Raw genomic sequence first — 16953 nt, 5'->3', positions numbered from 1 at the left:
ACAGCAGCAGGCGCAGCCGTACGCCCCGCACGACCCCTATATGCAGCAGCAGCCGCAGACACCGCAGCCCCAGCAGCACGCACAGCAGCCGCAGCAGCAGCCCACGGTGTGGCCGGTGGCCGGCGGCCAGCAGATTCAGCAGGGACAGCAGATCCAGCACGACCAGCAGGGCCAGCAGGGCCAGCAGGGCCAGCAGGGCCAGCAGATCCAGCACGGTCAGCACGGTCAGCACGGTCAGCACGGTCAGCACGGTCAGCACGGTCAGCAGTACGGACACCCCGGGCAGCACCGCCGGCCCGGCAACGAGCAGTCGGGATACGACGCCTACGGCCGGCCGGCGGCGTCCGGGCAGGATGCGTACGGCTCACCGCAGCCGCCCGCCCACACCGCCCCGCAGCCGGGCCGGCCCGAGTCGACCGGCCACACCCAGACCTGGTCCGCCCTGACCTGGGAGACCGGCGTCCAGCCACCGCTCCCGGCGGTGTCGGACGCCGAGCAGACCGCGTACCTCCCCGCCCCGCCCCCCACCCACCAGCAGGCCCCGCACCAGACCCCACTGCCGCCCGAGAAGCCGGCCGCCCGGCAGCACCCGTACCCCCCGCAGACCGGGCCCGCCGCCCCGGCCGGCGCCGCCGCGCCCGCCGCTTCCCCGGCGCCGGCCGCCGCCCCCGTCTCCACCGCGCACCTCGCGCCCAACCAGCGCGCCCGCGCCGAGGGCCGGTCGCCGATCATTCCGCCCGGACGGCAGCCGGCCCTGCTGACCGCGGGGCTCGCCGTGCTGCTCGCGCTGACCGCGCTGGTCGGGCGGCCCCTGCTGGCCGTACCGGTGGTGCTGCTGCAGGCCGTCACCGCGGCGGGCTGGTTCCGGCTCAACGGCATGTGGCCCGCCCGGCAGGGCATCGCGCTCGCCTTCCTGGCGGGCCTGACCACCGATATCGCGCTGCTGGCCGCCGACCGCGACAGCGCGCCCCTGGTGGCCATCGGCACGCTCGGGGTGTGGTGCCTGTTCGTCCTCGTCCTCCAGCTGCGCAACCGCGGCAGCGCGGACGAGCGGATGTACGCGCTGACCGCGGGCCTGGCCTCGACCGCCCTCGCGGTGCTCGCCGCCGGCCAGCTCGCCGCCGCCCCGCACGCGGTGGTGGTCGGCGCCGTCGCGGTGGCCGTGGCCACACTCGCCCGCGCGCTGCCGCTGCGGACCGCCGCCGCCGTCGCCGTCGCCCTCCCCCTGGCGGCCGCCACGGGCGCCGGTGCCGTGGCCGGTCTGCTGACCGATCTCGGGATCGCCGGCGCTTTGCTCGGCCTGGCCGCCGGGGGCTGCGCCCTGATCGGCCTGCGGGTGGCCAGCTACGACTATCCGTCCCGCTTCGTCCACCTGACGGCCGGGGTGGCCCTGCCCCTCGCGCTCGCCGCCCCCGCCGTGTACGTCCTGGGCCGCGCGCTGGTCTGAGGTGCGTCGGCGGCCGCCGGGCACCGTCCGCCGGCCGCCGGGCACGCACGAGATCGCGCCTTCCGGCGGCCGACGGCCGCGGTCGCCGGAGCCGGTCGTCTAGGCTCGCCGATGCGCGGGCGGGGGCCTGTGCGGAAGAGAACGCCGGATCTCCGGCTCATGTGTGGGGGAAGTGGTCCGATGCGTGCACTACGGGTGCTGCTGTTCGTCGTCGTCATCTTCGGCGCGCTGTTCGTCGGCGCCGACCGCCTCGCGGTCAACTTCGCCGAGAACAAGGCCGCGGACAAGATCCGCAGCAGCCAGGGGCTCGACGAGCCGCCGAACGTCACCATCAAGGGCTTCCCGTTCCTGACCCAGGTCGCCGGCCGCACCCTGGAGGAAGTGGACGCCGACCTCGGCGGCATCCAGGCCCGCGCCGAGGGCCGCGCACTGCGGCTGGACCAGCTGACCGCCGAGTTCCGCGATGTGGAACTGACCAGCGACTACACCTCCATCAAGAGCGCTGCCAGGGCCACCGGCGACGCCCGGATCACCTACGCCGACCTGACCAAGGCCGCGGGCGGCGACGTCACGGTCTCCTACGGCGGGGAGAAGAACGGCAGCAGCCAGGTCAAGATCGCACCGAAGGTCGCGATCCTCAGCTCGCTGGAGGTGACCGGCACGGTCTCCGCCGTCAACGGCAACACGGTCCGGCTGCGGGTCGACAAGATCCCGACGGTGTGTGCCGCGCTCCCGGGCTGCGAGGCGAAGGTGCGGGCCCAGACGGACCACGACTGGAAGCTGGACCAGCTGCCCCGCAACCTCAAGCTGGAGCGGGTCGTGACCTCGCCGGACGGCATCGCGATCAGCGCCTCCGGCCGGAACGTCGCGCTCCCCGGCAGCTGACCCGGCCCCGGCGGACCGGCCCGCCGCCCCGCCGACCCGCCGGTCCGTCCACCCGCTGAGACGCTGTAGTCCGTCCACCAGACCTCTCCCCGGCACACCGGCGCCGGACGGCCGCGCGGGGCGGTCCGGCACCCCCGCACATCCCACATCGCGGACAATCGCATCTCGTCATCCGACACACCGGTGACATGCCCCGCACTCCGTCCCTACGATCGGTGGCATGCAGAGCTCTTTGAGCGGTCTCCGTCCGCGGGGACAGGCGGTACTCACGAAGCGCCGGGCAGTCGACCTGTGCCGCATCGCCGCCATGCTCTGTCGCTCTGTCTGACAGGCCCCTTCCGCTCCCGTCTGCACGGTCCCTGCCACAGCGGCCTCCCCGTATCCCTCGTACGTCCTCGCGCGGCGCCGCGCGCCTTCGGCCTCCTCGGACGCGGTCCGGGAACCCTTGGCGCGTACCCGGCGTATCCGCGTGCACCACCGCAACTGCCCCGTAACCGCCCGGAGGAGAAGAACATGAGCCGTAGCGACGTCCTGGTGGACGCCGACTGGGTCGAGGCCCACATCGACGACCCCAAGGTGGTCATCGTCGAGGTAGACGAGGACACCTCCGCGTACGAGAAGAACCACATCAAGAACGCGATCCGCATCGACTGGCAGAAGGACCTCCAGGACCCGGTGCGCCGCGACTTCGTCGACCAGGCGGGCTTCGAGGCGCTGCTCTCGGAGCGGGGCATCGCCAACGACGACACCGTCATCCTCTACGGCGGCAACAACAACTGGTTCGCCTCCTACGCCTACTGGTACTTCAAGCTGTACGGCCACGACAGCGTGAAGCTGCTCGACGGCGGCCGCAAGAAGTGGGAGCTGGACTCGCGCGACCTGGTCGCGGCCGTGCCCACCCGCACCGCGACCACCTACCGGGCGAAGGAGCAGGACGTCTCCATCCGCGCCTTCCGCGACGAGGTCCTCGCCGCCGGCGGCGCCACGAACCTGGTGGACGTCCGCGGCCCCGACGAGTTCAGCGGCAAGCTGCTCGCCCCGGCGCACCTCCCGCAGGAGCAGTCGCAGCGCCCCGGCCACGTGCCCGGCGCCCGCAACATCCCGTGGTCGAAGAACGCCAACGACGACGGCACCTTCAAGTCGGACGACGAACTGAAGGCGCTCTATGAGAACGAGGCCGTCGACCTGGCCAAGGACACCATCGCGTACTGCCGCATCGGGGAGCGCTCCGCGCTCACCTGGTTCGTGCTGCACGAGCTGCTCGGCCAGTCCAATGTCAAGAACTACGACGGTTCCTGGACCGAGTACGGCTCGCTGGTCGGTGTCCCGATCGAGCTCGGTGCCGCCAAGTAAGCAAGCTTCTCCCCGAATCCCTCAAGGAAGTACCTATGTGTGGAGCACAGCCCGGCGGCCCGGACGCCTCGACCATCAAGCCCGGTGAGACGACGATCCAGGGCAGCGTGACCCGCGACGGCCAGCCCGTCACCGGTTACGTCCGCCTGCTGGACAGCACCGGCGAGTTCACCGCCGAGGTCCCCACCTCGGCGACCGGACAGTTCCGCTTCTACGCGGCCGAGGGCACCTGGACGCTGCGCGCGCTCGTCCCGGGCGGCACCGCGGACCGCACCGTCGTCGCCCAGCGGGGCGGCCTGGCGGAGGTCGCCATCGCCGTCTGACGGCGCCGGTCACGGACCTCCCCCGCTGACGGAGGGCCGCACCCCAGGGGTTTGGACGCCTTGGCCGGGGTGCGGCCCTCCGCGCTGCGCGGCCCCTGCCCGGCGGGCCGCCGGAACCGGTCGCGTACCGGTGTCCGTCCCGGGCTTCTCTCCCGCCCCGCGCGGACTTACCGTGGACTTATGTACGCGCACCGTCGGCTGCCGCCCGCGCAACGGCGTCATCGCAGGTATTTCGCCATGATGGCCGTGTGCATCACGCTGTTCGTCCTGGCGTGGAGCGTGGTCCGGCTCTGGTCGGTGCCGGCGGCGGTGGGCATGTGCGTGGTCGCCATGGTCATCCCACCCATCGCGGCGATCATCGGCAATCGCAGAGAGCCGGATGAGCGCTGGTGGGACGAGTCCGGCGACCCGGAGTCCGACCGCTGGTGGCGCGAGCTCGACGAACAGGACGACAAGCACTCGCAGTAATACGGCGCCCCCGGTGGCGGGACGCGCCGCACCATCCGCGGGCGCTCAGTACACGAGTGCCTGGACGCCGTCCGGCATGATCTCGCTGACGAAGAGCTGGGCCCCGGCGATGCCCGCCCCGTCGATCAGGTCCTGCTGCTCGACACCGCGGCGCGCGGCGCACTGCGTGCAGACGGTGATCGCGCCGCCGCCCGCGAGGATCCCGTCGATCAGCTCCGGCAGGGGCGCCGCGTGCGGCAGCTCGAACTCGGCCGCCCGCCCCGGCAGCGCGAACCACACCGATTCCCCGGTCAGCCACAACGACACCTCGACGCCGCTGGCCACCGCCACGGCCGCCACCGTGAACGCCTGCGAGCACCGCTCGGGCGCGTCGGCGCCCGCCGTCACCTTGATCACGAGCTTCTTCGCCATGGGGCAAGAGTAGGGCCGCCGCCGGGGACGGACCTCACAGTGCCGCCGGTGGCACCGCCGACTAGACTCGCTTCCGGTCCCGTAACACCTCACTCCGTCCTGGGAGCGCGCTCGTGCTTGAGGCAGTCTTCACCACCCTGCTCGTCCTGGTCGCCGTCGGCGTCGTCGCCTTCGCGGGTCTGACCTGGAAGAAGCTGTACCAGGGCCAGCGCTGAGAATCCCCTCCTCCCTCTCTACAGATCGCCTGAGCTCATGATCGAGATCCCGTCCGACCTGAACCCGGCCCTGGTGCCGCTCGCCTTCCTCCTCGGCAACTGGGAGGGCGCCGGCGTCGCGGACTTCCCGGGCGCCGAGAAGTGCAACTTCGGGCAGGAGGTCACCTTCACCCACGACGGCCGTGACTTCCTCGAATACACCTCGCACAGCTGGGTGCTCGACGGCGAGGGCAAGAAGGTCCGCCCGCTGGAGACCGAGAGCGGCTACTGGCGGATCGACGCGGACCGCAAGGTCGAGGTCGTGATGGTCCGCGACCAGGGCGTGGTGGAGATCTGGTACGGCGAGCTCGCCGACCGGAAGCCGCAGATCGACCTGGCCACCGACGCCGTCGCGCGCACCGTGACCGCCGGCCCGTACAGCGGCGGCAAGCGGCTCTACGGCTATGTCAACGGCGACCTGATGTGGGTCGGCGAGAAGGCCACCCCCGAGGTGGCGCTGCGCCCCTACATGTCCGCGCATCTGAAGAAGGTCGTCGACCCGAGCGAATGGGCCAAGGACCTCAAGGACCTGCCCGACGACGGGATCGCCTTCTTCCGGTAAGCCGGACGCTTCCCCGCCGGGCGCCTCGCCCGGCGGCCGGTCCGTGCCGCACCACCGCACATCTTCATACGCGCCCCGCGGGGGAAGTCCGGTGAGAGTCCGGCGCTGACCCGCAACGGTAAACGGAACACCCTTCCGTGAGCCCGATCACCCGTGGCGGCGCCAGCTCCAGACAACTCGCCGTGGACTGCGAGGGGACGCCTCCGCCGCCACGGGCGCCGGGCCGTGTCTTCCTCCGTTCGGACACGGTCCGACGGAAGGCACCACCCGTGGCGACCACCGCTCAGGCCGCGCCCCGCGCCCCGGCCCCGCACGACGGGCCGGCGCCACCGCGGCGCCTGCCCGTACCGCCCCTGGTGGCCGCCCTCTCCGTGGTGCTGCTCGGCTCCCTGCTGTGCGGGATCGGCCTCGGCTCGTCCGGGGTGAGCTGGTCGCAGGTGGTGCGCTATCTGGGCGCCGGGCTGACCGGCGGCACCATCCGCCCCGACGAGGTCGCCCCCTACACCATCGTGTGGGAGCTGCGCTTCCCGCGGGCCGTCCTGGCCGCCGTCGTGGGCGCCGGGCTCTCCGCCGTCGGCGTCGCCGTCCAGGCGCTGGTGCGCAACGCCCTCGCCGACCCCTTCGTCCTCGGCATCTCCTCCGGTGCCGCGGTCGGCGCCAACGCCGTGCTGCTCTTCGGCGCGCTGGGCGCGCTCGGGGTCTGGGCGCTGTCGGTCTCCGCGTTCGTCTCCGCGCTGCTCGCGATGGCCCTGGTCTACGCGGCGGCCCGCACCGCCCACGGGCTCACCCCGCTGCGGCTGGTGCTGACCGGCACCGCGATGTACTACGGCTTCTCCGCGATCACCACCCTGATGGTGTTCACCGCCGACCGCGGCGAGGCGGCCCGCTCGGCGATGATGTGGCTGCTCGGCAGCCTGAGCGGGGCCGGCTGGGGTTCGGTGCCGATCGCCGCGGCCGCGGTCCTGGCGGCCCTGGCCCATCTGCTGCTCTCCGCGGGCCGGCTCAACGCACTGGCCATGGGCGACGAGACGGCCGCCGCCCTGGGGATCGACGCGGAGCGGCTGCGCCGCGAACTGTTCGTGGTCGCCGCCGCCGTCACCGGCGCCGTGGTCGCGGTCAGCGGCGCGATCGGCTTCGTCGGCCTGATGGTGCCGCATGTGACGCGGATGCTGGTCGGCGCCGACCACCGGCGGGTGCTGGCCGTCGCACCGCTGCTGGGCGCGGTGCTGCTGGTGTGGGTGGACCTGCTCTCGCGGGTGGTGCTGGCGCCCGTGGAACTGCCGGTCGGCGTGGTCACCGCCGTCATCGGCGTGCCCTGCTTCGTGCTGCTGATGCGGCGGCGCGGCTACACCTTCGGAGGCGGCGCCTGATGCGGATCGACATCACGGACCTGTCGGTGGAGGTGGCCGGCCACCGGCTGGTCCACGACATCGCCCTGAAGGCGGCGAGCGGCCGCCTCGTCGGGCTCGTCGGGCCGAACGGCAGCGGTAAGTCGACCCTGCTGCGCTGCGTCTACCGCGCGCTGCGCCCGGCCGCCGGCACGGTACGGCTGGACGGCACGGATCTGCACGCCATGGACGCCAGGGAGGGCGCCCGGCTGCTGGCCGCGCTGCCCCAGGAGGCGAGCACCGAGTTCGACTTCACGGTGGCCGAGGTCGTCGCGATGGGCCGGCTGCCGCATCAGCGCGGCACGGGCCGGGCGAGCGCCGCCGACACCGAGATCTGTGCGCGCGCACTGGCCCGGGTCGGCGCGGACCATCTGGCCGGGCGCGGCTTTCTGAGCCTGTCCGGCGGGGAGAAGCAGCGGGTGCTGATCGCCCGCGCGCTGGCCCAGGAACCGAAGGTGCTGGTCCTCGACGAGCCGACCAACCACCTGGACATCGCCCAGCAGCTGGAGGTGCTGGCCCTGGTGCGGGACAGCCGGCTGACGGTGCTGACCGCGCTGCACGACCTCAACCTGGCCGCCGTGCACTGCGACGAGCTGTACGTCATCGCGGGCGGCCGGATCGTCGCCTCCGGGGCGCCGCACGACGTGCTCACCCCGGGCCTGCTGGCCGAGGTCTTCGGCGTGCGCGCGCACCGCGTACGGCACCCCGAATCCGGCGCGGTCCAGCTGCTGTTCGACCGCCTGGCCCCGGCCGGCGCCCAGGCCGAAGCCCCCGCAGACGGCGCCCCCGTCACCGCCCCGACCGCACCGTGAGGACCCGCCCCATGCTCCCGGCCCCCCGCCGTACCGCCCGCCGCTACGCCGCCCCGCTGGCCCTCACCCTGGCGCTCACCGCCACCGGCTGCGGCGCGCAGATATCCGCCGACGGCGAGAACGGCAAGGGCGACAAGGACGGCAAGAGCTCCGCCGCTCCCACCGGCCACTACCCCGTCACCATCGAGAACTGCGGCACCCGCACCACGTACGACAAGGCCCCGCAGCGGGTGGTCACCAACGATGTCGGCATCACCGAGATCATGTTCGCGCTCGGCCTGGAGAACCGGATGGCGGGCTATGTGATGCCCGACGACAAGGGCGACATCGACGCGGTGCCCTGGAAGGCCGCGTACAACAAGGTCCCCTGGCTCTCCAAGAAGGCGATCACCAAGGAGATGGCCCTGGACGCCAAGGCCGATCTGGTCTTCGCGGGCTGGAACTACGGCTTCGGCGAGGACAACGCGCTGACCCCCGCCTCCCTCAAGAAGCTCGGCATCGGCAGCTACGTACTGACCGAGTCCTGCCGCAAGGGCCCGAACGGCAGCGCCCGCGGCGTCATGCCGCCGCTGGAGGCGCTCTACACCGACCTGACGACGCTCGGGAAGATCTTCGACGTCGAGGACCGCGCCACCGCCCTGGTCGAGAAGTACCGGCGGCAGGTCGCCGACGCCCAGGCCAAGGCGCCCGCACCGGCCGACCGGCCCTCCGTCTTCCTCTACGACGACGGCCGCGACAAGCCGCTGACCGCGGGGGAGTACGCCGGCCCGCACGACATCATCACCAAGGCCGGCGGCGACCACATCATGAAGGACCTCAAGGACTCCTGGGTGACGGTCGGCTGGGAGACCGTCGTCGCCCGCGACCCGGACGTCATCGTGATCAACAACTACGGCGACACCTCCGCCGACCAGAAGAAGGCGTTCCTGAAGTCCTATCCGCCGCTCGCCAACGTCTCGGCGATCAAGCACGACCGGATCTACGTCATGGACTACGCCGACCTCGTCGAGAGCCCCCGCAACCCGGCCGCGATCACCGATCTCGCCCGTTATCTCCGCGGTGTACACACCGGGTGACGCCGCGGAGATACCCGCCCGTCCGCCGCCCTCCTACACTGACTGTGTGGTGAGCACCGACTGGCAGAGCGACCTCCGCAGGCGCGGGTACCGCCTGACTCCGCAGCGCCAGCTCGTCCTGGAGGCTGTGGACAGGCTGGAACACGCCACCCCCGACGACATCCTCACCGAGGTGCGCAAGACGGCGGGCGGCGTGAACATCTCCACCGTCTACCGCACCCTGGAGCTGCTGGAGGAGCTCGGCCTGGTCAGCCACGCGCACCTGGGACACGGCGCGCCGACGTACCACCTCGCCGACCGCCACCACCACATCCACATGGTGTGCCGGGACTGCACGGACGTCATCGAGGCGGACCTGTCGGTGGTCGAGCCGTTCACGGCGCAGCTGCGCGAACGGTTCGGCTTCGACACGGACATGAAGCATTTCGCCATCTTCGGCCGCTGTGCGGCCTGCACCGCCAAGGCCGGGCGGAGCGAGCCGTAGCCGGGTCGTAGGCTGGCAGCATGCTGCGACATTCGAAAGTCAGCCCGCTGCTGTCGCTGCCCGGCGCCGTCCCCGCCGAGGCCCCCGACGAAGGCGTCGCCGCGCACTACGGCGATCTCTTCCGGGAGCAACGCGCCCTCGCCGACGGCTCCGGTTTCGTGGACCTCTCGCACCGCGGCGTGGTCACCGTCACCGGCCCCGAGCGGCTGAGCTGGCTGCATCTGCTGCTCACCCAGCACGTCAGCGATCTCGCGCCGGGCGTGGCGACCGAGGCGCTGATCCTCTCCGCGCACGGCCATGTCGAGCACGCGCTCTATCTCGTCGACGACGGCGAGACGACCTGGCTGCACGCCGAACCGGGCACCCAGGAGGCGCTGATCGCCTATCTGGAGAGCATGAAGTTCTTCTACCGCGTCGAGGCCGCCGACCGCACCGACGAGTTCGCGGTGGTGTACCTCCCGGCCGGCTCCATCGCCGAGGTGCCGGAGCGCACCGTCGTGCGCGAGACCGCGTACGGCCGTGAGCTCTTCCTGCCGCGCGGCGAGCTGGAACCGTTCGCCGCGGCGCACGGCCCGGCGATCGGCGTACTGGCCCTGGAGGCGCTCCGCGTCGAGGCGCACCGTCCGCGGCTGGGCATGGAGACCGACCACCGCACCATCCCGCACGAGCTGGGCTGGATCGGCACCGCCGTGCACCTCCAGAAGGGCTGCTACCGCGGCCAGGAGACGGTCGCCCGGGTGCAGAACCTGGGCAAACCGCCGCGCCGGCTGGTCTTCCTGCACCTGGACGGCAGCGAGGTGCACCTGCCGCCGCACGGTACGCCCGTCCGGCTGGCCGCGGACGGCGAGGAGGGCCGGCAGCTCGGCTTCATCACCACCTCGGCCCGCCACCACGAACTGGGCCCCATCGCGCTGGCCCTGGTCAAGCGCAATGTGCCGGTGGACGCGGAGCTCAGCGCGGCCGGTACGGCGGCGGCGCAGGAGGTCGTGGTCGAGCCGTAGCGCGGCGTCCGGAGGACCACGGACGGGCCGGCCCCCACCATCGGAGCCGGCCCGTCTCACACCTCCACGAGCACCGTGAACGGCCCGTCGTTCGTCAGCGACACCTTCATCTCGGCGCCGAACCGCCCGGTCTCCACCCGGGCGCCGAGCGCCCGCAGCTGCGCGACGACCTCGTCGACCAGCGGCTCCGCGACCGGGCCGGGGGCCGCCGCGTTCCAGGTGGGGCGGCGGCCCTTGCGGGCGTCACCGTAGAGAGTGAACTGGCTGATCACCAGCAGTGGCGCCCCGGTGTCCGAGCAGGACTTCTCGCCCTGGAGGATGCGCACCGACCACAGCTTGCGGGCGAGCTGCGCGGCCTGCTGCGCGGTGTCGCCGTGGGTGACCCCCACCAGCACGCACAGCCCCTCGCCGACGATCTCGCCGACCGTCGCGCCCGCCACCTCGACGCGTGCGCCGTCCACCCTCTGCACCACAGCTCGCATACCGGCCATCATGCCGGGCGGCGGACAGCACCCGGACAGCAGTACCCCCGCAGGGGCCGTTCGGGTGCCATCGCACTGCGCGCGGACCGCCCAGAGTGGCACGATGCGTGCACCCGGTGCGTTTCACGGACAACATGCCCTGGATGCCGCACCGGACGAGGGGACGGAACGACTCATGAGCACTGCCGGATCCGGGCAGACACCCGGTCCCGTACCACCCGCCCGTACGGCGCCGGCCGCCCGTACGACGACCACGACAGCGGCTCGCGTCGAGCCCGCCCGCACCGAGGATGGCTCCATGCCCCAGGCAGGCCAGGCGCGGCCCCCCCGCCCGCCGCAGCAACGCGACGGCAGCCGCCCGGCCGCACACCCCGATCTGTCCGGTCTGGACCTGCCCGAGCTGCGGATGGTGCGGCGTGACTCCCAGCGGGAGGAGGCCGATCTGAGCTATCTGCGGCGGCTGCTCCAGGGCCGGATCGACATTCTGCGGGCCGAGACCGCCCGCCGCGCGACCCCGCTCACGCCCCTGCTGGACCGCCTGCCGGAGATCCTGACGGACCTGCCGTCGCGGCACCGTTCCTCGGCCCGGCATGTGACGCTCGGGACGCCGCAGAGCGCGGAGTACCGCAAGCTGGCCGAGGAGATGCTCGGCGATGTCGAGCTCTCCGATCTCACCGCCCGTACGGACCGGGAACTGCACGACGCGATGCGCCGGCTGATCCGCTACGAACGGCAGGTCTCCCAGCGCCGTCAGTCCCTGCAGCGGACGGCCGACGATTGCAGCGGCGAGATTGCCCGCAGGTACCGTGAAGGCGAAGCACAAGTAGACGACCTGCTGTCCTGACCTGCCACAAGCTCTCGGGGCCGGGTCAGGATCCCGGAAGGCCGCCGATGACCTCGCCCACCCCGATACCCGAGCCGTCCCAGGACGCCGCCCCGCCCGCCCCGGCCCCCGCGGCGTCCCCCGTTCTCGCCGAGGTCGTCCGGTCCGGCTTCGTCGAGGGGCGGCACCGCGGCTCGCTGGTGGTGCTGGCGGCCGACGGCTCCGTGGAGCGGGCGCTGGGCGACATCACCGCCCCGGTCTTCCCCCGGTCGGCGAACAAGCCGATGCAGGCGTCGGCCGTGCTGCGGGCGGGCCTGGAGCTGTCCGGCGAACGGCTGGCGCTGGCCGCCGCGAGCCACTCCGGTGAGCCCTTCCACCTCGCTCTCGTACGGACCATGCTGGACGAGTTCGGGCTGCCCGCCGACCGGCTCCAGACACCGCCCGACCTGCCGCTGGACCCGCAGGAGGCGGAGCGCTACCTGGCGTCCGGCCAGGTCCGCGACCGGCTCGCGATGAACTGCTCCGGCAAGCACACCGCCATGCTGGCCGCCTGTGCCCGCAACGGCTGGCCGCTCGACTCCTATCTCGACCGGGACCACCCGCTCCAGCGGCTGGTCCTGGAGGACGTCCGCACGGCGAGTGGCGAGGAGGTCGCGCACATCGGTACGGACGGCTGCGGGGCGCCCCTGATGTCGCTGTCGCTGACCGGTCTCGCCCGCGCCTTCCGGCACTTCGTCCTGGCGGCGCCCGGCACGCCGGAGCGGCGGGTCGCGGACGCGATGCGCGCCCACCCCGAGTACGTCGCCGGTACCCGCCGCCCCGACACCTGGCTGATGCGGGAGCTGCCCGGCACCCTGTCGAAGATGGGCGCCGAGGCCGTACAGGCGCTGGCGCTGCCGGACGGCCGGGCGCTGGCCTTCAAGATCGATGACGGGGCGACCCGCGCCCTCGGCCCGGTCCTGGGCCGCGTCCTGCGCACGATGGGGATCGACTCCCCCGTCCTGTCCAGGATCGAGGACGCCCCGCTGACGGGTGGCGCCGAACGGGTCGGCGAGATCCGCGCGGTGTTCTGACCACCGCGCCGGACGGCGTTCCGGTACCGCTCCGAGCGGGGCTCGGAGCAGGTCTCGGAGCGCTGAAAACACCACGACGGACCGTCAGTTGGCCGGATACCGTACGGAGATGAGCCTTGAGATCCGTACCGTGCACGACGACGACATACCCGGCTGGATTCTTGCCCTGTCGACGGGGCTGCTGCGCCCGCCGGTGGTCTCCGCGGAGGAGATCGCCCACCGCCGCGCGGACTACGAGCCGGCGCGGACCCAGGGGGCGTTCGACCGCGGCCGCTGCGTCGCCACCTTCCGCAGCTTCGCCCAGGAGCTGACGGTGGTGGGCGGCGCGCGGCTGGTCTCGGACGCCGTCTCGAACGTGACCGTCTCCCCCACCCACCGGCGGCGCGGCGTGCTCAGCCGGATGATGGAGCGCGATCTGCGGGCCGCCAAGGAGCGCGGCGACGCGGTCTCCTCCCTCATCGCCGCCGAGTACCCGATCTACGGGCGGTTCGGCTACGGCCCGGCGACGTGGACCACCTCCTGGCGGATCGACGTCCGCCGGGCCGGGATCGATCCCCGCCACGCCGGCCCGGAGAGCGGCGGCCGGATCGACTTCGCCTCCCCCGAGGAGGTCTGCGCGCTCGGCCCGGCGCTGCACGACCGGTTCCGCGCCCTGACGCCGGGCGCGGTCTCCCGTCCCGGCCAGTGGTGGGAGCGGGCCACCGGCCTCGTCCGCTTCCCCAACCAGCCGTCGCCGGAGCGCCAGCACGTCGTCTACCGCTCCCCCTCGGGCGAGGTCGAGGGGCTGGCCGACTACGTCATCAAGGACCGCTGGGAGGCCAAGCAGCCGCAGAACACCGCGCAGGTCCACCGGCTGATCTCCACCACGCCTGCCGCCGAGCGCGCCCTGTGGCGCTTCCTGTGCTCCATCGACTGGGTGCTGCACGTCGACACCGGCCGCCGCGCCCCCGACGATCTGCTCCCGCACCATCTGGGCGACCCGCGGGCGGCGGCCGTCCAGGAACACGCCGACTATCTCTGGCTGCGCCCGCTGGACGTACCGCGCCTCCTGGCGGCCCGTACCTATCCGGTGTCCGACTCGCTCGTCCTGGAGGTCGAGGACCGGGCGGGGCTGGCCGGCGGCCGCTTCCTGCTCGACGCCGGACCGGACGGCGCCACCTGCGCCCCCACCACCCGCTCCGCCGATCTCACCCTGGACGTGGGCGAGTTGGCCACCCTCTATCTGGGCGACACCCCCGCCTCCCGCCTGGCCGCACTGGGCCGCGTCCACGAGGAACGCCCCGGCGCCCTCCGCACCGCCGACACCCTGCTGCACACCGCACGACGCCCGTGGTGCCCGGACATCTTCTGAGGGCGCGGGCGGTACGGGTGCCGGTACACACGCTTACGGATGCCCCGCCGGACGGCCGGCGGGGAGGTACCCGCCCCGGTACCCCCCGCCGGCCCCGCCCACCCGGCGAACGCCCCTCCCGAGCCGAGTGGCAGCCCACCGATCACCACCGCTCCGGCACGCTCCGACAGACACCGGCCATCCCTCGCCGCGCACCGTGCTCCGCGGCCATGGCCTGCATAAGGTGGCGACGACACCGTGCACCACCCACGGCACACCACGTCCCACCCATCACAGCAGGAGGCCGGCGACCATGAGCGATGCGAAGAGCGAGCCGCAGGGGCCCGAGGCGATCGAGCACGCACACGACCCCGAGGTGCTGCAGCTCGCGGCCAAGGTGTTCGACCTGGCGCGGCACGGCGACACCGACACCGTCGCCGCGTACGTCGACGCGGGCGTGCCCGCCAACCTGACGAACGACAGCGGTGACTCCCTGGTGATGCTCGCCGCCTATCACGGCCACGCCGCCACCGTGGAGGCGTTGCTGCGGCGCGGCGGCGACGCCGACCGCGCCAACGACCGGGGCCAGACACCGCTCGCCGGCGCGGTCTTCAAGGGTGAGGACGAGGTCATCCGGGTCCTGCTCGCCCACGGCGCGGACCCGACGGCGGGGACGCCGTCGGCGGTCGACACCGCCCGGATGTTCCAGAAGACGGAGTTGCTGGTGCTCTTCGGCGCCGAGTGACCGACGGCAGGGCCCCCGGCATACGGCGGACGACGGACGACATACGACGGACGCTTGACCTCAACAAAACTTGAGGTCTTAGCGTCGGCGTCGACGGCAACACCGCCGCTCACCCGCAGCCGCGCACCCGCACCCCGTGCCCGGCCACCGGCGCGCCCACCGAGGCGCGTCCGCGGCCACCCCCGCACGCGGTCCCGCGCGCACGCCACGAAGGGCCCCCGATGTCCGAGCACCGCTACACCCTCGCAGTGATCGTCGGCAGCACCCGGGAGGGCCGGTTCGCACCGGTCGTCACGGACTGGTTCACCCGGCACACCGCGAACCACCGGGACATCGACGTCGATGTCATCGACCTGGACACCATCCGTCCGTACGAACTCCGGTACGGCAGCGAGGAGTACGACGCCTTCGCCGAACGTGTCGCGGCGGCGGACGCGTTCGTCGTGATCACCCCGGAGTACAACCACTCGTTCCCGGCCCCGCTCAAGCACGCGATCGACCTGCTGCGCGCGCAGTGGCAGGCCAAGCCGGTGGGCTTCGTCTCGTACGGCGGGATCTCCGGCGGGCTGCGCGCCGTCGAGCAACTGCGCCTCGTATTCGCCGAGTTGCACGCGATGACGGTGCGCGAAACGGTGAGCTTCGCCCTCGCCGGGAACCTCTTCGACGACGACGGCCGGCTGCACGACCCCGCCCCCGCGCACCAGGCCGCCGACGCCCTGCTCCACCAGCTCGGCTGGTGGGCGCTGGCCCTCCGCGACGCCCGCGCGGCCCGCCCCTACGGCGCGTAACGCCCCGCCCGCTACCCCTCCGACGGCCCGATCGTCCGCTCGACCAGGGCGGCGATCAGCCCGTCGGTCTCCTCGGCCGGCACCACCCCCGGCAGCGTCAGCTGCTCCAGCATCAGCCCGGTCATCGCGAGATAGGTCAGCAGCACGGCGGTACGGTCCCCCGGCAGTCCGCCCTCCTCGTGGAAGCGGAGGTCGTCGTCGAGCGTCTCGCGAATGGCCCGGGTCAGCTCCTCCTGGAGCTCGGGCCGCCGCGTCGCCTCCAGGCGCAGCTCCAGCATCGCCAGATAGCCGGTGCGCTGCGCCGCCACCCGGCGGTTGATCCACCCCATCAGCTCGACCACCAGCGCCCGGCTCGGCGGGGCCTTCATGACCTCGGCGACCTCCGCCGGGTCGGGCGCGATCCGCTGGTGGATCTGCCCGGTGACCTGCGCCAGCAGGGCGTCCCGGTTGGCGAAGTAGTTGGACGCGGTGCCGTTGGGCACCCCCGCGGCCACATCGACGGCGCGGAAGGTCAGCCCCCGCGCACCGTCCCGCGCCAGCACCTCGATCGCGGCGTCCACCAACGCCGTACGCCGCTCAGGGTTACGCACCATCCGACCCGTCTCCTTCCACACCGAACACCACTCCGCGCACCGCCCCGAACCAACCCGGCCCGGAACCGGCCCGCGAAGCCGATTCCGGAATCTTCCCGAACCGACTTGCAACCACTACACCCAGAGTACTACAACTGGAGTGGTTAACCCGGATCGCGGCGCCCCCAGCAGCCCGCGGCAACGGAGAACGGAAAGAGGACCCGTATGCGCTTCGCCAAGCTCGGCACCGCCCTGCTCACCGACGACGTCGCCGCCAGCACGCGCTTCTATGTCGACCACTTCGGCTTCCGCACCCTCGCGGACCTGGGCTGGTACACCTCGCTCCAGCACCCCCAACACCCGGAATTCACCCTGGACTTCACCCAGCGCGGACACGCCGCCATGCCCGCGGACTTCCGCACCCAGGAGACCGGCGGCGTCCTCCTCGGCTTCCTGGTGGCGGACGCCGCGGCCGAGGAGGCCACCCTGCGCGCGGCCGGCGTCCCCATCGCGGAACCCCTGCGCGACGAGCCCTGGGGCCAGCGCCGCTTCAACGTCTGGAGCCCCGAAGGCACCCTGATCGAGGTACTCCAGACCATCGACCCCGACCCGGACTGGATGGCCGCACAGGGACTGTGACCCCGGCGGCCGGTGGGCGACGAAGGGGGTGCCGCCC

General features: G+C 72.7%; 20 protein-coding genes. 17 read left to right on the top strand and 3 right to left on the bottom strand.

Annotation, left to right across the window (positions count from 1 at the left end; translation table 11 throughout):
* Nucleotides 1-40 precede the first annotated feature (40 nt).
* From IH09_RS11165 to IH09_RS11145, 5 genes are all read left to right on the top strand, one after another.
* Nucleotides 41-1447: a hypothetical protein gene (locus tag IH09_RS11165; protein ID WP_110952226.1), complete on the top strand. Its 1407-nt coding sequence runs from the start codon at nucleotides 41-43 to the stop codon at nucleotides 1445-1447.
* Between the two features lie 180 nt (nucleotides 1448-1627).
* Nucleotides 1628-2332, top strand: coding sequence for an LmeA family phospholipid-binding protein (locus tag IH09_RS11160; protein ID WP_052855996.1), 705 nt, complete (start codon nucleotides 1628-1630; stop codon nucleotides 2330-2332).
* 513 nt (nucleotides 2333-2845) lie between these two features.
* A complete protein-coding gene (locus tag IH09_RS11155) occupies nucleotides 2846-3685 on the top strand; it encodes a sulfurtransferase (protein WP_052855995.1) in 840 nt (279 codons plus the stop codon).
* A 35-nt stretch (nucleotides 3686-3720) separates the two neighbouring features.
* Nucleotides 3721-4008, top strand: a complete 288-nt coding sequence (locus IH09_RS11150; protein WP_052855994.1) for a DUF1416 domain-containing protein — start codon at nucleotides 3721-3723, stop codon at nucleotides 4006-4008.
* 180 nt (nucleotides 4009-4188) lie between these two features.
* A complete protein-coding gene (locus tag IH09_RS11145; RefSeq protein WP_094793921.1) occupies nucleotides 4189-4476 on the top strand; it encodes a DUF3099 domain-containing protein in 288 nt (95 codons plus the stop codon).
* 45 nt (nucleotides 4477-4521) lie between these two features.
* Here the strand turns inward: IH09_RS11145 and IH09_RS11140 are convergent, their stop codons facing one another.
* On the bottom strand, nucleotides 4522-4887 hold the full coding sequence (locus tag IH09_RS11140; RefSeq protein ID WP_052855993.1) for a DsrE family protein: 366 nt from the start codon (nucleotides 4885-4887) through the stop codon (nucleotides 4522-4524).
* 252 nt (nucleotides 4888-5139) lie between these two features.
* Between IH09_RS11140 and IH09_RS11135 the strand changes: the two genes are divergently transcribed.
* The 6 genes from IH09_RS11135 to ygfZ all read left to right on the top strand — a co-directional run bounded on the left by IH09_RS11135 (nucleotide 5140) and on the right by ygfZ (nucleotide 10464).
* Nucleotides 5140-5703, top strand: coding sequence for an FABP family protein (locus IH09_RS11135; protein ID WP_052855992.1), 564 nt, complete (start codon nucleotides 5140-5142; stop codon nucleotides 5701-5703).
* 269 nt (nucleotides 5704-5972) lie between these two features.
* The gene (locus IH09_RS11130; RefSeq protein ID WP_052855991.1) at nucleotides 5973-7073 is read left to right on the top strand and encodes a FecCD family ABC transporter permease; all 1101 of its coding nucleotides are present in this window, start codon (nucleotides 5973-5975) and stop codon (nucleotides 7071-7073) included.
* Nucleotides 7073-7903 (top strand): ABC transporter ATP-binding protein, encoded by an 831-nt coding sequence (locus IH09_RS11125; protein ID WP_052855990.1) that lies wholly within the window; start codon nucleotides 7073-7075, stop codon nucleotides 7901-7903. Before IH09_RS11130 ends, IH09_RS11125 begins: the two co-directional genes overlap by 1 nt.
* An 11-nt stretch (nucleotides 7904-7914) precedes the next feature.
* Nucleotides 7915-8979 (top strand): ABC transporter substrate-binding protein, encoded by a 1065-nt coding sequence (locus IH09_RS11120; protein WP_052855989.1) that lies wholly within the window; start codon nucleotides 7915-7917, stop codon nucleotides 8977-8979.
* A gap of 46 nt (nucleotides 8980-9025) precedes the next feature.
* On the top strand, nucleotides 9026-9463 hold the full coding sequence (locus tag IH09_RS11115; protein WP_110952211.1) for a Fur family transcriptional regulator: 438 nt from the start codon (nucleotides 9026-9028) through the stop codon (nucleotides 9461-9463).
* A gap of 20 nt (nucleotides 9464-9483) precedes the next feature.
* Nucleotides 9484-10464, top strand: coding sequence for a CAF17-like 4Fe-4S cluster assembly/insertion protein YgfZ (gene ygfZ, locus IH09_RS11110; protein ID WP_052855987.1), 981 nt, complete (start codon nucleotides 9484-9486; stop codon nucleotides 10462-10464).
* Between the two features lie 56 nt (nucleotides 10465-10520).
* Here ygfZ and dtd read toward each other — a convergent pair whose 3' ends face one another.
* Nucleotides 10521-10946 (bottom strand): D-aminoacyl-tRNA deacylase, encoded by a 426-nt coding sequence (dtd, locus tag IH09_RS11105; protein ID WP_052855986.1) that lies wholly within the window; start codon nucleotides 10944-10946, stop codon nucleotides 10521-10523.
* A gap of 175 nt (nucleotides 10947-11121) precedes the next feature.
* Here dtd and IH09_RS11100 point away from each other — a divergent pair, with 175 nt between their 5' ends.
* The 5 genes from IH09_RS11100 to IH09_RS11080 all read left to right on the top strand — a co-directional run bounded on the left by IH09_RS11100 (nucleotide 11122) and on the right by IH09_RS11080 (nucleotide 15705).
* Nucleotides 11122-11790, top strand: coding sequence for an RsiG family protein (locus IH09_RS11100; protein ID WP_094793911.1), 669 nt, complete (start codon nucleotides 11122-11124; stop codon nucleotides 11788-11790).
* A 47-nt stretch (nucleotides 11791-11837) separates the two neighbouring features.
* Nucleotides 11838-12842, top strand: coding sequence for an asparaginase (locus IH09_RS11095; protein ID WP_052855984.1), 1005 nt, complete (start codon nucleotides 11838-11840; stop codon nucleotides 12840-12842).
* A 109-nt stretch (nucleotides 12843-12951) separates the two neighbouring features.
* Nucleotides 12952-14193, top strand: a complete 1242-nt coding sequence (locus IH09_RS11090) for a GNAT family N-acetyltransferase (RefSeq protein WP_052855983.1) — start codon at nucleotides 12952-12954, stop codon at nucleotides 14191-14193.
* A gap of 292 nt (nucleotides 14194-14485) precedes the next feature.
* Nucleotides 14486-14917 carry an ankyrin repeat domain-containing protein gene (locus tag IH09_RS11085; RefSeq protein WP_052855982.1) on the top strand — a complete coding sequence of 144 codons (432 nt, stop codon included), beginning with the start codon at nucleotides 14486-14488 and terminating at the stop codon, nucleotides 14915-14917.
* 221 nt (nucleotides 14918-15138) lie between these two features.
* The gene (locus IH09_RS11080) at nucleotides 15139-15705 is read left to right on the top strand and encodes an NADPH-dependent FMN reductase (protein WP_052855981.1); all 567 of its coding nucleotides are present in this window, start codon (nucleotides 15139-15141) and stop codon (nucleotides 15703-15705) included.
* Nucleotides 15706-15716: 11 nt separating this feature from the next.
* On the opposite strand, the gene IH09_RS11075 is transcribed toward IH09_RS11080, so the two are convergent.
* The gene (locus tag IH09_RS11075; RefSeq protein WP_052855980.1) at nucleotides 15717-16298 is read right to left on the bottom strand and encodes a TetR/AcrR family transcriptional regulator; all 582 of its coding nucleotides are present in this window, start codon (nucleotides 16296-16298) and stop codon (nucleotides 15717-15719) included.
* Nucleotides 16299-16502: 204 nt separating this feature from the next.
* Between IH09_RS11075 and IH09_RS11070 the strand changes: the two genes are divergently transcribed.
* Nucleotides 16503-16916, top strand: coding sequence for a VOC family protein (locus IH09_RS11070; protein WP_052855979.1), 414 nt, complete (start codon nucleotides 16503-16505; stop codon nucleotides 16914-16916).
* Nucleotides 16917-16953 lie beyond the last annotated feature (37 nt).

The sequence above is a fragment of the Streptomyces celluloflavus genome (assembly GCA_000720995.1).
GTDB classification, from domain to species: Bacteria; Actinomycetota; Actinomycetes; order Streptomycetales; family Streptomycetaceae; genus Streptomyces; species Streptomyces celluloflavus.
This window is presented reverse-complemented; position numbering and strand designations above follow the sequence as displayed.

What these genes read in the sequence shown, in the direction of transcription:
- IH09_RS11100 (WP_094793911.1), top strand. Translation starts at nt 11,122, where the DNA reads ATGAGCACTGCCGGATCCGGGCAGACACCCGGTCCCGTACCACCCGCC.
- dtd (WP_052855986.1), bottom strand. Translation starts at nt 10,946, where the DNA reads ATGCGAGCTGTGGTGCAGAGGGTGGACGGCGCACGCGTCGAGGTGGCG.
- IH09_RS11070 (WP_052855979.1), top strand. Translation starts at nt 16,503, where the DNA reads ATGCGCTTCGCCAAGCTCGGCACCGCCCTGCTCACCGACGACGTCGCC.
- IH09_RS11165 (WP_110952226.1), top strand. Translation starts at nt 41, where the DNA reads ATGCAGCAGCAGCCGCAGACACCGCAGCCCCAGCAGCACGCACAGCAG.
- IH09_RS11135 (WP_052855992.1), top strand. Translation starts at nt 5,140, where the DNA reads ATGATCGAGATCCCGTCCGACCTGAACCCGGCCCTGGTGCCGCTCGCC.
- IH09_RS11080 (WP_052855981.1), top strand. Translation starts at nt 15,139, where the DNA reads ATGTCCGAGCACCGCTACACCCTCGCAGTGATCGTCGGCAGCACCCGG.
- IH09_RS11155 (WP_052855995.1), top strand. Translation starts at nt 2,846, where the DNA reads ATGAGCCGTAGCGACGTCCTGGTGGACGCCGACTGGGTCGAGGCCCAC.
- IH09_RS11125 (WP_052855990.1), top strand. Translation starts at nt 7,073, where the DNA reads ATGCGGATCGACATCACGGACCTGTCGGTGGAGGTGGCCGGCCACCGG.
- IH09_RS11145 (WP_094793921.1), top strand. Translation starts at nt 4,189, where the DNA reads ATGTACGCGCACCGTCGGCTGCCGCCCGCGCAACGGCGTCATCGCAGG.
- IH09_RS11095 (WP_052855984.1), top strand. Translation starts at nt 11,838, where the DNA reads ATGACCTCGCCCACCCCGATACCCGAGCCGTCCCAGGACGCCGCCCCG.
- IH09_RS11140 (WP_052855993.1), bottom strand. Translation starts at nt 4,887, where the DNA reads ATGGCGAAGAAGCTCGTGATCAAGGTGACGGCGGGCGCCGACGCGCCC.
- IH09_RS11075 (WP_052855980.1), bottom strand. Translation starts at nt 16,298, where the DNA reads ATGGTGCGTAACCCTGAGCGGCGTACGGCGTTGGTGGACGCCGCGATC.
- IH09_RS11090 (WP_052855983.1), top strand. Translation starts at nt 12,952, where the DNA reads ATGAGCCTTGAGATCCGTACCGTGCACGACGACGACATACCCGGCTGG.
- IH09_RS11120 (WP_052855989.1), top strand. Translation starts at nt 7,915, where the DNA reads ATGCTCCCGGCCCCCCGCCGTACCGCCCGCCGCTACGCCGCCCCGCTG.
- IH09_RS11085 (WP_052855982.1), top strand. Translation starts at nt 14,486, where the DNA reads ATGAGCGATGCGAAGAGCGAGCCGCAGGGGCCCGAGGCGATCGAGCAC.
- IH09_RS11160 (WP_052855996.1), top strand. Translation starts at nt 1,628, where the DNA reads ATGCGTGCACTACGGGTGCTGCTGTTCGTCGTCGTCATCTTCGGCGCG.
- IH09_RS11150 (WP_052855994.1), top strand. Translation starts at nt 3,721, where the DNA reads ATGTGTGGAGCACAGCCCGGCGGCCCGGACGCCTCGACCATCAAGCCC.
- ygfZ (WP_052855987.1), top strand. Translation starts at nt 9,484, where the DNA reads ATGCTGCGACATTCGAAAGTCAGCCCGCTGCTGTCGCTGCCCGGCGCC.